The organism is Rhizobium leguminosarum, from assembly GCF_010668065.1.
GTDB classification, from domain to species: domain Bacteria; phylum Pseudomonadota; class Alphaproteobacteria; order Rhizobiales; family Rhizobiaceae; genus Rhizobium; species Rhizobium leguminosarum_S.
On sequence record NZ_WUEN01000002.1, the window covers coordinates 57,064 to 70,146 of the forward strand.

Consider the following 13,083-nt stretch of genomic DNA (forward strand, 5'->3'; position numbering starts at 1 on the left):
TCTATTCCGGCGCGGAGGTCTGCAGGGCCAGAGCGTGCAGCACGCCGCCCATGTTGCCCTTCAGCGCCTCGTAGACCATCTGGTGCTGTTGCACGCGGCTCTTGCCGCGAAAGGCTTCGGCGACGACTTCGGCGGCGTAGTGATCGCCGTCGCCCGCCAGATCGCGGATCGTCACTTTGGCACCGGGAATCCCAGCCTTGATCATGTCTTCGATATCGCCGGGTTTCATGGCCATGATCGTTACTCCTTGCGCATCATTCCGCAGCGGCAAGTTCGCCGCGGCCTTCCATGAAATCAGGGAACCATGATTCATGGGCATCGCGCAATTGCTGAATCGGCAGCGAGATGAGATCGCCGACGACGAGCGCCGTTCCTCCGACCGTGCCGAGACGGCGGAAGGGAACGCCGCCACCTTCTGCGTTGACGCAGACGAAATCGGCGACATCGGCAGGCAAGGTCAGGACGTAGCGGGCCTGATCCTCGCCGAAGAGCAGCGCATGCGGTTCACCCTTGCCTTCGCTCAGATCGATCGTCAGGCCTTTGCCCGAGGCCATCGCCATTTCGGCGAGCGCCACGGCAAGGCCGCCAGAGGAGATGTCGTGGCAGGCGGTCGCCTGGCCGTTGCGGATGACAGAGCGGACGAAATCGCCATTGCGTCTTTCGGCGAACAGATCCACTTCAGGAGCCGGACCTTCGCTGCTGGAAAGTACATCGCGGAGATAGACGGACTGGCCGAGATGGCTGCCGTCGACGCCGATCATGATCACCTTATCGCCATCGTTGGCAGCACCGATGCGGGCCATCTTGCTCCAATCCGGCAGCAGGCCAACGCCCGCAATCGTCGGGGTCGGCAGGATGGCGACGCCGTTGGTCTCGTTGTAGAGCGAAACGTTGCCTGACACGATCGGGAAATCCAGCGCGCGGCAGGCTTCGCCGATGCCCTTCACCGCCTGAACGAACTGGCCCATGATTTCGGGCTTTTCCGGATTGCCGAAGTTCAGATTGTCGGTGGCGGCAAGCGGTTCGGCGCCTGTCGCGGTGATGTTGCGCCAGCATTCGGCGACCGCCTGCTTGCCGCCTTCGAAGGGATCCGCCTCGACATAACGCGGAGTGACGTCGGAGGAGAAGGCGAGCGCCTTGGAGGGATGGCCGTCGACACGCACGACGCCGGCATCGCCGCCCGGAAGCTGCAGCGAATTGCCCTGGATCAGCGTGTCGTATTGCTCATAGACCCAGCGGCGGCTCGACTGGTTGGCGGAACTGACGAGTTGCAGCAGCGCCTGGCCATAATCCTCGGGTGCTGCGACGAGATTGGCGGGCAGGGGGGCGTGTTTGCCGGATTCGCGCCAAGGGCGATCATATTCCGGCGCCTGGTCACCGAGATCCTTGATCGGCAGGTTGGCGACTTCCTCGCCCTGGTGCATGACGCGGAAGCGCAGATCGTCGGTCGTCCAGCCGACGATGGCAAAGTCGAGGCCCCACTTGACGAAGATCGCCTTGGCTTCCTCTTCCTTCTCCGGCTGCAGCACCATGAGCATGCGCTCCTGGCTTTCCGACAGCATCATCTCGTAGGCGGTCATCCGCTCTTCGCGCACAGGCACCTTGTCGAGCTCGAGCAGGATGCCGAGATCGCCCTTGGCGCCCATTTCGACAGCAGAGCAGGTGAGGCCGGCGGCACCCATGTCCTGAATGGCGATGACGGCGCCGGTCTTCATCAGCTCGAGGCAGGCTTCCAGCAGGCACTTCTCGGTGAAGGGGTCGCCGACCTGAACGGTCGGGCGCTTCTCTTCGATCGATTCGTCGAATTCGGCCGATGCCATCGTCGCGCCGCCGACGCCGTCGCGGCCAGTCTTGGCGCCGAGATAGACGACCGGAAGGCCGACGCCCTTGGCCTCCGAGAGGAAGATGGCGTTCGACTTCGCAATGCCGGCGGCAAAGGCGTTGACGAGGATGTTGCCGTTGTAGCGGGCGTCGAATTCGACCTCACCGCCGACCGTCGGCACGCCGAAGGAATTGCCGTAGCCGCCGACGCCGGAGACGACGCCGGAGACGAGGTGGCGGGTCTTCGGATGATCCGGCTCCCCGAAGCGCAGCGCGTTCATCGCGGCGATCGGGCGCGCACCCATGGTGAAGACGTCGCGCAGGATGCCGCCGACGCCGGTCGCAGCCCCCTGATAGGGCTCGATATAAGAGGGGTGGTTGTGGCTCTCCATCTTGAAGACGACGCAATCGCCGTCATCGATATCGACCACGCCGGCATTTTCGCCCGGACCCTGGATGACGCGGGGGCCCTTGGTCGGCAGCGTGCGCAGCCATTTCTTCGAGGATTTGTAGGAGCAGTGCTCGTTCCACATGGCCGAGAAGATGCCGAGCTCGGTAAACGTCGGTTCGCGGCCGATCAGATCCAGAATGCGCTGGTACTCGTCGGGCTTCAGGCCATGGCTCGCAATGAGTTCCGGCGTGATCGGGATGGTGTTTGGAATGGTCATGAGCTCTCGGAAGTCCCTGCCTTAGAGCAATCCAGCAAAAGTGCGCAGCGGTTTTGCGTCCGGAATTGCGTGAAAAGAAAGAGATAGAGCATCTCCGTGATTCGAAGAAAAACGGAGATGCTCTAGCGCGTTTTCCGCTCTTTAACCTATGTAGCGACGGCGCGCGACAGGAAAATGCCCGCCGTCAACAGCGGGTCGGCAACTTCTTCCGCACGATGAAAAAAGCGGTCGCTGCCTAGAATTTGTAGCCGATCTGCAGACCGGCGCGTGTCATGCCGTCGTTCGGCCCATCGCAGAGGTTGGCATGCGAGGAATGGGCGATCTGGGCCATGACGTTCCAGTGCGCGTTGAAACGATAGCCGGCGCCCAGATATTCGTGGAAGAGGACGCGACAGCCGAGTTCCGGACCGTCATCATCACCCTCGAGATCGCCGGTATGAATGACGCCGCCGAAGCCGGCTTCGGCAAAAAGCTTCTCGTTGAAATCGACCGTCCAAGTGAAACCGGTGAAGAATTGGGTGGCCTCGCCTGACGTGCCGATCGAGGTGCCGAGATGCACACGAGGATGCAGCAGCTGTTGCTGCCAGCCGACTGCCATATCGTAGCCGAAGGGATCGAAGAGAGCGGTAATTTCCGGAAAGACGCCGTCTTCTCTGGAATGGCCCGATTGTACCGAGGTCGAGACGCCGAAGCGCAATTCATCGAATATCTGCTCGCCGGCAGTTGCCGAGCTCGCAACCGGGATGGCGGCTGCCGCTGCCAATGATGCCATACCCAAAAAACGCAACGCGATCTTTCCGAAGTCGACCCTCATTTGCTGTCCTTTGATTCGCGTCAGACGGGAACAGCAAAGAGGTAACATGGAGGTTGAGTCGGTATAGCGCTCCGAATAGGCTCCGGCGTTTTTTCCGATTTATGGCGTGTATTTGCAACACGTCATATTTCGCCATCATAGGCGGAGCCGCCATTTTCCAGCAGACGGCGCAGGATCATCAGGCCCGAGATCAGTTCCTGCCCCGTCTTCGGCGAGGAAAAGCCGATCCGAACGCGATGATAGGGTCTCTCTCCGCGCGCCGCCTTGAACTCGTCCTCGTCGTCGACGAGCACGCCGTCGCGGAAGGCGGCATTCTTGAAGGTGCCCGACATCCAGGGTTCCGGCAGTTTCAGCCAGAGGAACGGCGCGTGTATGTGCGATTCGAAATCGAAGCCCTGCAACTGCTCGCGGGCGAGCCGGACGCGCCGGGAGAGTTCCTCGACACTTGCCTTGCGAATCTCGTGCGCCATGCCGCTTTCGACGAGGCGCGCACAGGTCTCAGCCAGGATGAAGGGCAGGCCGCCGGTGATCATCCTATGCGTCACCTTGATGCGCTGGGCAAAATGCGGCGGGCAGGCGACCCAGCCGCCGCGCACGCCGGCGGCGACCGATTTCGACAGCCCGTTGACGAGGAAGGTGCGATCGGGCGCGATCGAGGCCAGCAGCGGCGTATCGTCGTCGGCCATGCCGCCGTAGAGGTCGTCCTCGATCAGCCAGACACTGTGTTTCCTGGCGATTGCGGCGATGGCCGCGCGCCGTTCATACGGCATGATCGCCAGCGTCGGATTGTGGACGGTCGGCATCAGGAAGGCGATCTTCGGATGCTGCTGCTGACAGAGCCGCTCGAAATCCTCGGGGATCACACCGAGCTCATCGGAATCGACCGTCAGCGTGCGGCGGCCGAGCAGGCGGGCGCTGCGGCTGACCTGGGTATAGGTGAGATCCTCGAAGACAATCTTGTCGCCCGGCGCCGAGACGGCGGCGATGACGGCGATTGCTGCCGCATGGGCGCCGAGCGTCGGCACGATGTTTTCGACCTCCGGCGTCCAGCCGCTGCGAGCAAGCCACAGGCGGCCGGCCTCGAACCAGTTGCGCGGGAAGCTCCGGGAATAGGAGGAAATTTCGGCAAGATGCTGCTCGCCGATCTCGGCGAGGATGCCAGCGATGATCTTGCCCTGGCCGAGATCGGGAGCGGCTGTCGTGTCGAAGCGGATCTTGTTGGCCGGCGCATCCTGGATGCGGGTGCCGCCGAGCGAGACGGTCAGCGGATCGATCTGTTCCCCGGGCGGCGTTTCGGAGCGGTTCAGCACATAGGTGCCGCGCCCCACTTCGCCGGCGACCAGGCCGCGCTCATGCACCAGCGCATAGGCGCGGCCGATCGTGCCGATCGTCACGCCGATATCGTAGGCGAGGTTGCGCTGCGGCGGCAACTTGCTGCCGGCGGGCAGGGCGCCGCTTGATATGGCGGATTCGATGCTGTCGGCAAGCCGGAGATAGACCGGCCCGGAACCGCGGGAAATATCGGGAAGCCAATTTGTCATGGTGACAATTGTATATATTGGCACATTGTACCCGTCAAGCGTATGAGTCAATTCCAATGGCAAACCGAGAGGATTTCTGGAATGTCTGCCTTGCCTGAGATCAAAATGCCAATTGTACCGATTGTCTCTTGCGATGACAGGAGACAAATCATCCTCCGCGACGCGCCCGCCGAGGCGACGACGCGTTTGGAGCGAATCTGGTCCGCCATTCTTCTCTGGCATCAAAAGCGGGAAGGCCGGCGCGCGCTGAGAGGCCTGACGGCGACCGAACTCAAGGATATCGGTGTGTCGCAATCCGATGCCGCGCGCGAAGTCGGCAAGTCATTTTTCTGGGACTGATCATGCTTTCGGGCTGCCGCATCATTCCTTAAATCGGAAGCGATTTCAGGGTCATATGCAGCATTCAAAGCGTTGCAGAGCCCTTCGCGCGTCTGAAAAGACGCGTGGCGCTGTCATCGCCGCGATCAGCTGCAGGCCTTGTTGCCGCCGGACCAGCGATTGACGTCGGTGGTGATGCGGCCGGCGACCGGTTCCTGCATCATCGGACCGAAGGCCTGCAGGCGCGAAGGGCTTCCCTCAGCCTGGACGACGAGCAGCGGCCGGCTTTCCGGGCTGCCCTTGTGGACGAGCAGGATGCGTGGACGGCCTGAAAAGGAATTGAGCTCCGGCGCGAGCTTGTAGGCTGCAAAGGCCGGATCGCCCGACTTGAACCAGCAGGCATTGGCGCCAAGCGCCACGCGTTCCATCGTCGGCAGTGCGGCGCGGTTCGGGCCTGTCGGCGCCGGCGTCTGGCAGGCTGCCACCATGGCTGCAAGAGCGGTCAACAGGGCGGCGTTTGCGACGGAGAGGCGAGGGCGCATCGATTGCTCCAGATCCGAAAAGAAGGATTTTCGTGTGCCGAGGTTCAGGCGGCGATGACGTCGAGCGCCGAGGCGAAGAGACCGCGGCCGTCCGAACCGCCGTGGGCGGCCTCGATCAGGTTCTCGGGATGCGGCATCATGCCGAGCACGTTGCCCTTTTCGTTCATGACGGCGGCAATATCATTGATCGAGCCGTTCGGGTTGGTGCCTTCGGCATAACGGAACACCACCTGGCCATTGCCTTCGATCGCAGCCAGCGTCGCATCGTCGGCGAAATAATTGCCGTCATGATGGGCGACCGGGCAGCGAATGACCTGGCCTTGCGCATAGGCGCGGGTGAAATCCGTCTCGGCATTGACGACTTCGAGCTTGATCTCGCGGCAGACGAATTTCAGCGAGGAATTGCGCATCAGCGCGCCGGGCAGCAGGCCGGCCTCGACGAGGATCTGGAAGCCGTTGCAGACGCCGAGGACTTTCACGCCTTTTGAAGCCTTGTCGATGATCGCCTGCATGACCGGCATGCGGGCTGCGATCGCGCCGCAGCGGAGATAATCGCCATAAGAAAAGCCGCCGGGGATGACGATCAGGTCGACATCGGGGATCTGGGTTTCCGTCTGCCAGATCGTCACCGGTGGCTGGCCGGAGATCTTGGTCAAGGCGGCGATCATGTCGCGGTCGCGGTTGAGGCCCGGAAGTTGAACGACGGCTGATTTCATGGGGTCCCTGCGTTTCGCGAAAGATATTGAACTGGAACGCTTTCGGCGAGCCATACTCCATTGTCGGAGACAAAGAAAGAATGACCCTCGGAAAACATGCGGGCCGCGTCGACACGCAGGATGATATGTTCACCCTTGCGGCGCATTGCGACAATTTTCGCCGTTTCGACATCCGCCGACAGATGAACGTGGTGCCGCTGCATTTTCTTCAAGCCTTCGCGCTCGATCGACTGCCAGTTCGTCAGAGACGTGCCGTGAAAAAGAGCGGCGGGCGGTTCGACCTGGTTCAATGCAAGATCGACCTCGAGGCTATGACCTTGGTTTGCACGAATTCTGTTATCGGCGAGGCTGAAGCGCTTCTTTGGATTGTTTTCGACGATCTCGATAATATCAGCGCGGGAAACATCGTATTTCGACGCCAACGCTTTTTCGAGCTCATCAAACGACACCCAACCCTCGCTATCAAGCGTCAAGCCCGCAGCATCAGGCGCATGACGCAAAACATAGCTCATATATTTCGAGACTTCCGTCTCCAGCTTTGCTTTCATCATGACGCCAAATCCTCAAAGTCCGCCAGACGACGGGTCTGTGATCATCAGTCGATCGCGATTGCGTAGTTCTCGATCACCGTGTTGGCGAGCAGTTTTTCGCACATGGCCTTGAGGTCGGCCTCAGCCTTGCCTTTGTCGGCGCCTTCCAGCTCGAGGTCGAAGACCTTGCCCTGTCTTACATGGCCGACGCCCGAGAAGCCGAGGGCACTGAGCGCACCCTCGATAGCCTTGCCCTGCGGATCGAGAACGCCGTTTTTCAGCGTGACGGTGACACGAGCCTTGATCACTTTGTCTTTCCTGCCTTACTTGACGAGAACCGGGCCGGTGCCGCGCACAGGCTCGTTTTCATTGATGATGCCGAGACGGCGCGCGACTTCGGAATAGGCTTCGAGCAACCCGCCAAGGTCGCGGCGGAAGCGGTCCTTGTCCATCTTCTCATGGGTTTCGATATCCCAGAGCCGGCAGCTGTCCGGCGAGATCTCGTCGGCGAGGATGATGCGCATCATATCGCCTTCGAAGAGACGGCCGCATTCGATCTTGAAATCGACGAGCTGGATGCCGACGCCGAGGAAGAGGCCGGTCATGAAGTCGTTGACGCGAATGGCAAGCGCCATGATGTCATCGAGTTCGGCGGGGTTTGCCCAGCCGAAGGCGGTGATGTGCTCTTCGGAGACCATCGGATCGTCGAGCGCGTCGGACTTGTAATAGAATTCGATGATCGAGCGCGGCAGCACGACGCCTTCGTCGATGCCGAGGCGCTTGGCGAGAGAACCGGCCGCGACATTGCGCACGACGATCTCCAGCGGGATCATCTCCACTTCCTTGATCAACTGCTCGCGCATGTTGAGCCGGCGGATGAAATGAGTGGGAATGCCGATCTTGTTCAGATGGCTGAAGATATATTCGCAGATGCGGTTGTTGAGGACGCCCTTGCCATCGATGACTTCGTGTTTCTTCTTGTTGAAGGCAGTGGCATCGTCCTTGAAGAACTGGATCAAAGTGCCCGGTTCCGGGCCCTCATACAGAATCTTTGCCTTGCCCTCGTAGATACGGCGGCGACGGTTCATCGTGGTCATTCTCTGTTGTTGGCGCTCTTGGGATAGCGCGAGTGGATCGATCTCGTGGCGTCCCCTTAAAGGAAAAGAGATGGTTTCACAATCCGCCTGTCGCTCCTTCCCCGGTTTCAAGATTCTGTGGCCCCGGTTTCCGGATTTCGCGGCCTTGGTTTCCAATTTTACGGAATACCACCAAGAGAATCGAATGAATTCGCAAGACGAGTTTAGCGCCTTTTCCTCTACGGAGGAATGAAGGCGAAATGGCGGGCCGCTTATGCAGGTTTTTATTTGGCGGCTCTGCTTGGCAGCGCGCGGCGAAGCTGCGCCTGCAAGGCGCGAGCGGCGATTTGCCCGTGGCGCCAACTTCCGGCGCGGATGAAGGAGGGGATCTGCATGGCCGGCATCGGCCGGGCGAGCGCGTAGCCCTGCAGCGTGTCACAGTCGAGTTCTTCGAGAATGCGAATATGCTCCGCCGTTTCGACGCCCTCGGCGATGACGAGGATGTTCAGCGAGCGGCCGATATCGATGATCGAGCCGACGAGTTTGCGCTGCTCGGACGATTGCGGCAGCATGCGGATCAACTCGCGGTCGATCTTCAGCGTCTTCGGGCTCAAACGCAGCAGGCTGACGATCGAGGCATGACCGGTGCCGAAATCGTCGATCTGGATGTCGATGCCGAGCTTGCGCAGCTTTTTCAGGTTGGCGGCCACCGCCTCGTCGCAATCGTCGAGCGAGATCGATTCCAGCAGCTCGAAGGAGAACGTGCCGGGCTCGATCTTCAAGGCGCGGAGCTTCTTGCCGAGATCGGGATCGGCGAGCCGCCTGGCGGAGACGTTGACCGATATCTTCGGGATCGGCAGCCCGTCCTTGAGCCACACCTTCCGGTCGGCAATGGCGCGCTCCAGGATCAGGGCGTCGATGGTCGAGACGACGTCGAGATCCTCGGCGATGTCGAGGAAGCGGTCGGGCGTAAGCAGCCCGTGCACCGGGTGCTGCCAGCGGGCAAGTGTTTCGACGCCTGCGACATCGAGCGTGCGGGCATCGAACTGCAACTGATAGAAGGGTACGAATTCATTGCGTTCGAGGCCGATCAGGATCTCGTCGGCAAGGTGCTTGGCGGAGATGATGTCGCGGCGGGCAGAGGCCGAGAAGAATTCGAAGCGGTTGCGGCCCAGGCCCTTGGCACGGTAGAGGGCGATATCGGCGTCGAGCAGCATCTGCTTGGCGTCGAGCTTCGGTCCGCTGTCGATGGCGATGCCGATGCTGGCGCCGAAACGGCAATCGTGCCCCTCATATCTGACGGGTTTGCGCAATTCGCGGATGACACGTTCGGCAAGGCTGGCGATCTTCTTCGATGCGGGATCGACAATGCAGAGGATGACGAATTCGTCGCCGCCGATGCGGGCCACGAAATCGACGGCGCGGACGGACGTTCTCAGCACGCTTGCGACATGCTGCAGCATGGCGTCGCCAGCCCGGTGGCCGAGCGTGTCGTTGATCTGCTTGAAGCGGTCGAGATCGATATGCAGGATCGCCAGCGCCAGGCCCTTGGCCCGGCATTCCGCCGCACGCTCGTCCAGCATCTTGTCGAGATAGCGGCGGTTCGGCAGGCCGGTGAGGTAATCGTGCAGCGCCAGGTGCTCGATGCTCTCCTTGGCGGTTTCGAGCTCGCGGTTGCGCGCCTCGGCCAGATCCTTGGCGCGCTGCAGCTCGTTGCGGAGCGCCACTTCCTCGGTGACGTCCCAGTTGGCGCCGATCAGCTTGCGGTGGCCGTTGCCGTCGATAAAGAAGGCCGAGCGGGCGCGGATGACGCGTTCGGCGCCGTCGCCGCGGATGATGCGGTATTCCTGCTGGAAATCACTGCCGCTTTCGACGCTGCGGTCGGACAAGCCAAGCACGCGCTCTCGGTCGTCTGGATGCAGGCTTTTCGCCCAGACGTCGCCGCCGATCTGACGCGAGGCACCCTGCAGCCCGTAGATGGCGATGAGGCGGTCGTCCCATTCGACGGTATCATGCTCGATATCGGCCTCGAAGACGCCGATGCGGGAAACCTCCAGCGCCAGATCGAGCCGGCGCGACAAACGCGACAGCGTCTCCTCGGCTTCCTTGCGGGCGGTGATATCCGTATCCGTGCCGATGATGCGCGTCGGCACGCCGTTCTCGTCCCATTCGACGCAGGCGCCGCGACACTCGATCCACACCCAGTGGCCGTCCTTGTGGCGCTCGCGATATTCGAAGACCTGGTAATTTGGATCGCCGGCGTTCTGCCGGTCGATTGCATGGACGACGAAATCGCGATCGTCGGGATGAACGAGCTGCAGCCAGGCCTCGTAATCGCCGTCCGCTTCCTCGTCGGGCGCCATGCCGCGGATGGTTTTCCACGTCGGCGAGTAATATTTCCGGTCGAGACGGTAATTGTGATCCCATACGCCGAGGCCAGAGCCGACGAGCGCATAATTCCAGCGGCTCTCCCGCTCGGTGAGGTCGGAATCGTCTGTTGTCCCATTGCCGATGCCTGCCTCAACCGATGCAGCATCGCCATGCGGATCACCGGCCTCTGTATGGGCTTTCTTCACGGGCATTCTCGCTTATGTCACCTCGGCGCAGTCTGCTGTCATTCCATTAAGAAAGACTTAGAAAGCACCTGCTCAACAAGCGAGGCGGCGTCTTTTCCGCGATCAGGCGGAGAGCCGGCCGAGGAACTGGGCAAAGACCATCGTGCCTTCGGGCCAGGGGCCGTGACCGGAATCGGCATTGATATGGCCGGCCTCGCCGGCATCGACGAGGAAGGAGCCCCAACTGCCGGCGACATCGTCGGCATGTTCGTAGCTGCCGAACGGATCGTTGCGGCTGGCGACCGTAATCGACGGAAAGGGCAGCGGATCGCGTGGATAGGGGCCGAAGGTCATCAGGTGCTTCGGGCGGATGTCGGGATTGGCGACATCGGGCGGGGCGACGAGGAAAGCGCCCGCCACCCGGTTGCGGAAATGCGGGATGGCATGGATCACGGAGGGCACGCCCAGCGAATGGGCGACGAGAACGACCGGACGGGTCGAGGCGTTCACCTCCTCGGCGATGCGGGCGATCCAGTCCTCGCGGACCGGCTTCGTCCATTCGGCCTGTTCGACGCGCCGCGCCGTGCTGAGTTTTGCCTCCCAGCGGCTCTGCCAGTGGCTCGGGCCGGAATTGGTGTAACCGGGGATGATGAGGATATCTGCGTCTGAGGCTTTCATGATGCCGCCGATGTGAGAAAGCTGGTCCAAGATGTCAAGAGGGGGATGTCAAGGGAGGGAGCGACACGGGTTCTGAAAGTTGCTATATTCCTCCAGTGCCGGTTGCGGAATTCGTATCGGCTTGCCCGCCGATGCTGTCCGCCGCCGATCAGGTCTCGGCTGAGGAGGAGAAAGCCATGGCGGCATTTCACGTCATGACGGGTGCAAGCGAAAGCTTAGCGCGGCCCGTCGTCAATCGCATCGGTATCGCCGACGTCTTCGACGCGCTGAAGCGCGGATACGACGATTTCATGGAGAAACCGTCCCACTATGTTTTCCTGTGCCTGATGTACCCGATCGCCGGCGTCTTCCTGACGCTGTGGACCTCGGGTGCCAACCTTTTGCCGATGGTCTTCCCGCTGATGGCGGGTTTCGTGCTGATCGGCCCGATCGCAGCGATTGGCCTCTATGAGATCAGCCGCCGGCGCGAGGCCGGCCTCGACGCGTCCTGGAGGCATGCGCTCGACGTGCGCCATTCGCCGGCACTGCCGTCGATCGTGGCGGTCGGGCTGATGCTCTGCGGCCTCTTCGTCGTCTGGTTGGTGACGGCGCAGACGCTCTATAGCAACCTGCTCGGCGAGGTCTTTCCGCGCAGCATGGGGGATTTCTTCCGCCAGGTCTTCGGCACGTCAGAGGGTATGCAGTTGATCATCTGGGGCAATCTCATCGGATTCGTCTTTGCGCTCGTCGTGCTGGCGATGACCGTCATCACCTTTCCGCTGCTGCTCGACCGCGATGTCGGGGCAGTCGCCGCCGTCACGGCGTCGATCCGCGCGACGATTCTCAATCCGGTGCCGGTGCTGCTCTGGGGCCTGATCGTCGCCGCGCTGCTCGTCATCGGCACGATCCCAGTCTTTGCCGGGCTTGCGCTCGTCATCCCGATCCTCGGCCATGCGACCTGGCATCTCTATCGCAAGCTGATTGCGCGGGAAGGGGAAGTCACAGCATAACCACGGCCTAGTCTGCGGGGAATTCCGGAGATCCCTGGGGGGAATCTAGGACCCCCGCGGGAATCTGGGATACCCCCGGGAACCTCGATCCTGCCTCGGAGTTTGTTTAGCCGAGAGCATGATGTCGTCGACATCATGCTCTCGGGATTTCGAGGAGGATTTTGAGGTGACGATGAAGCATCTGTTTGCCCACTTCGCAACCAAGGTATCGGAATGGGCGGGCAAGCCTGTCATCTTCATCCTGGCACTGATTGCCGTCGTTATCTGGGCGGCACTCGGCCCCTTCTTCGACTATTCGGAAACCTGGCAGCTGGTCATCAATACCGGCACGACGATCGTCACTTTCCTGATGGTCTTCGTGCTGCAGAACGCCCAAACGCGCGACACCAGGGCGATTCAGGCAAAGCTCAACGAAATCATCCTGACCAGCCATGCCGAGAACCGTTTCATCGGCATCGAGAATCTCGACGAGGAAGAACTGAAACGTCTCGACGAGCTGGTCGCGAAGGCCGCAAAGGGCAGGGGTGAGAGGGAGGCTTGCAGGACATCGGACTCAACCGAAGCAGCGAATGCGGCGCCGTCGAAAAAGGCGGAGGTGCGCAAACGACGGGTTTCAGCCAAGCCGGTGAAGCAGAGGTAGAGATCGGTCGGCTATTTTTATCAGGCTTATCTTTCCTGCATCGCTTCCGATCCGATCTCCGCTAACGCAAGAGATATTCAAGGATGCGCCGGCTGCCAGTCTTGACTTCAACGGTGACGGACATGCCCGGCGAAAGCGCCAAGCCCAATGCTTCGGCAGTGAAGTCGCCGGGGGATAAGCATCCAGGCCTGACAA

General features: G+C 61.3%; 14 protein-coding genes. 3 read left to right on the plus strand and 11 right to left on the minus strand.

Annotated elements, in window-relative coordinates; translation table 11 throughout:
* Window position 1: 1 nt before the first annotated feature.
* The 4 genes from GR198_RS04795 to GR198_RS04810 all read right to left on the minus strand — a co-directional run bounded on the left by GR198_RS04795 (window position 2) and on the right by GR198_RS04810 (window position 4,844).
* On the minus strand, window positions 2-235 hold the full coding sequence (locus GR198_RS04795) for a BolA/IbaG family iron-sulfur metabolism protein (RefSeq protein WP_003540079.1): 234 nt from the start codon (window positions 233-235) through the stop codon (window positions 2-4).
* Between the two features lie 19 nt (window positions 236-254).
* Window positions 255-2,489 carry a phosphoribosylformylglycinamidine synthase subunit PurL gene (gene purL / locus GR198_RS04800; protein WP_029874242.1) on the minus strand — a complete coding sequence of 745 codons (2,235 nt, stop codon included), beginning with the start codon at window positions 2,487-2,489 and terminating at the stop codon, window positions 255-257.
* 235 nt (window positions 2,490-2,724) lie between these two features.
* Window positions 2,725-3,303, minus strand: coding sequence for an acyloxyacyl hydrolase (locus GR198_RS04805; RefSeq protein ID WP_029874241.1), 579 nt, complete (start codon window positions 3,301-3,303; stop codon window positions 2,725-2,727).
* 122 nt (window positions 3,304-3,425) lie between these two features.
* Window positions 3,426-4,844: an aminotransferase-like domain-containing protein gene (locus GR198_RS04810; RefSeq protein ID WP_029874240.1), complete on the minus strand. Its 1,419-nt coding sequence runs from the start codon at window positions 4,842-4,844 to the stop codon at window positions 3,426-3,428.
* A gap of 81 nt (window positions 4,845-4,925) precedes the next feature.
* Here GR198_RS04810 and GR198_RS04815 point away from each other — a divergent pair, with 81 nt between their 5' ends.
* Window positions 4,926-5,183 carry a DUF1127 domain-containing protein gene (locus GR198_RS04815; RefSeq protein WP_029874239.1) on the plus strand — a complete coding sequence of 86 codons (258 nt, stop codon included), beginning with the start codon at window positions 4,926-4,928 and terminating at the stop codon, window positions 5,181-5,183.
* Window positions 5,184-5,308: 125 nt separating this feature from the next.
* Here the strand turns inward: GR198_RS04815 and GR198_RS04820 are convergent, their stop codons facing one another.
* The 7 genes from GR198_RS04820 to GR198_RS04850 form a co-directional block, all read right to left on the minus strand.
* Window positions 5,309-5,704, minus strand: coding sequence for a hypothetical protein (locus GR198_RS04820; RefSeq protein ID WP_029874238.1), 396 nt, complete (start codon window positions 5,702-5,704; stop codon window positions 5,309-5,311).
* A 44-nt stretch (window positions 5,705-5,748) separates the two neighbouring features.
* Window positions 5,749-6,420: a phosphoribosylformylglycinamidine synthase subunit PurQ gene (gene purQ, locus GR198_RS04825; protein ID WP_029874237.1), complete on the minus strand. Its 672-nt coding sequence runs from the start codon at window positions 6,418-6,420 to the stop codon at window positions 5,749-5,751.
* On the minus strand, window positions 6,417-6,971 hold the full coding sequence (locus GR198_RS04830) for an RNA 2'-phosphotransferase (RefSeq protein ID WP_029874236.1): 555 nt from the start codon (window positions 6,969-6,971) through the stop codon (window positions 6,417-6,419). The genes purQ and GR198_RS04830 overlap by 4 nt, the downstream gene beginning before the upstream one ends.
* 44 nt (window positions 6,972-7,015) lie before the next feature.
* Complete coding sequence (gene purS / locus GR198_RS04835; RefSeq protein WP_029874235.1) at window positions 7,016-7,258, minus strand: phosphoribosylformylglycinamidine synthase subunit PurS; 243 nt, start codon at window positions 7,256-7,258, stop codon at window positions 7,016-7,018.
* Between the two features lie 15 nt (window positions 7,259-7,273).
* A complete protein-coding gene (gene purC / locus GR198_RS04840; protein WP_003540062.1) occupies window positions 7,274-8,038 on the minus strand; it encodes a phosphoribosylaminoimidazolesuccinocarboxamide synthase in 765 nt (254 codons plus the stop codon).
* A gap of 272 nt (window positions 8,039-8,310) precedes the next feature.
* On the minus strand, window positions 8,311-10,608 hold the full coding sequence (locus GR198_RS04845; RefSeq protein ID WP_164067672.1) for a bifunctional diguanylate cyclase/phosphodiesterase: 2,298 nt from the start codon (window positions 10,606-10,608) through the stop codon (window positions 8,311-8,313).
* 96 nt (window positions 10,609-10,704) lie between these two features.
* Window positions 10,705-11,259, minus strand: coding sequence for an RBBP9/YdeN family alpha/beta hydrolase (locus GR198_RS04850; RefSeq protein WP_011652152.1), 555 nt, complete (start codon window positions 11,257-11,259; stop codon window positions 10,705-10,707).
* A gap of 176 nt (window positions 11,260-11,435) precedes the next feature.
* Here GR198_RS04850 and GR198_RS04855 point away from each other — a divergent pair, with 176 nt between their 5' ends.
* Both GR198_RS04855 and GR198_RS04860 read left to right on the plus strand, forming a co-directional pair.
* The gene (locus GR198_RS04855; protein WP_029874233.1) at window positions 11,436-12,248 is read left to right on the plus strand and encodes a DUF2189 domain-containing protein; all 813 of its coding nucleotides are present in this window, start codon (window positions 11,436-11,438) and stop codon (window positions 12,246-12,248) included.
* Between the two features lie 172 nt (window positions 12,249-12,420).
* Window positions 12,421-12,888 (plus strand): low affinity iron permease family protein, encoded by a 468-nt coding sequence (locus GR198_RS04860; protein WP_029874232.1) that lies wholly within the window; start codon window positions 12,421-12,423, stop codon window positions 12,886-12,888.
* Window positions 12,889-13,083 lie beyond the last annotated feature (195 nt).

What these genes read in the sequence shown, in the direction of transcription:
- GR198_RS04795 (WP_003540079.1), bottom strand. Translation starts at nt 235, where the DNA reads ATGGCCATGAAACCCGGCGATATCGAAGACATGATCAAGGCTGGGATT.
- purL (WP_029874242.1), bottom strand. Translation starts at nt 2,489, where the DNA reads ATGACCATTCCAAACACCATCCCGATCACGCCGGAACTCATTGCGAGC.
- GR198_RS04805 (WP_029874241.1), bottom strand. Translation starts at nt 3,303, where the DNA reads ATGAGGGTCGACTTCGGAAAGATCGCGTTGCGTTTTTTGGGTATGGCA.
- GR198_RS04810 (WP_029874240.1), bottom strand. Translation starts at nt 4,844, where the DNA reads ATGACAAATTGGCTTCCCGATATTTCCCGCGGTTCCGGGCCGGTCTAT.
- GR198_RS04815 (WP_029874239.1), top strand. Translation starts at nt 4,926, where the DNA reads ATGTCTGCCTTGCCTGAGATCAAAATGCCAATTGTACCGATTGTCTCT.
- GR198_RS04820 (WP_029874238.1), bottom strand. Translation starts at nt 5,704, where the DNA reads ATGCGCCCTCGCCTCTCCGTCGCAAACGCCGCCCTGTTGACCGCTCTT.
- purQ (WP_029874237.1), bottom strand. Translation starts at nt 6,420, where the DNA reads ATGAAATCAGCCGTCGTTCAACTTCCGGGCCTCAACCGCGACCGCGAC.
- GR198_RS04830 (WP_029874236.1), bottom strand. Translation starts at nt 6,971, where the DNA reads ATGATGAAAGCAAAGCTGGAGACGGAAGTCTCGAAATATATGAGCTAT.
- purC (WP_003540062.1), bottom strand. Translation starts at nt 8,038, where the DNA reads ATGAACCGTCGCCGCCGTATCTACGAGGGCAAGGCAAAGATTCTGTAT.
- GR198_RS04845 (WP_164067672.1), bottom strand. Translation starts at nt 10,608, where the DNA reads ATGCCCGTGAAGAAAGCCCATACAGAGGCCGGTGATCCGCATGGCGAT.
- GR198_RS04850 (WP_011652152.1), bottom strand. Translation starts at nt 11,259, where the DNA reads ATGAAAGCCTCAGACGCAGATATCCTCATCATCCCCGGTTACACCAAT.
- GR198_RS04855 (WP_029874233.1), top strand. Translation starts at nt 11,436, where the DNA reads ATGGCGGCATTTCACGTCATGACGGGTGCAAGCGAAAGCTTAGCGCGG.
- GR198_RS04860 (WP_029874232.1), top strand. Translation starts at nt 12,421, where the DNA reads ATGAAGCATCTGTTTGCCCACTTCGCAACCAAGGTATCGGAATGGGCG.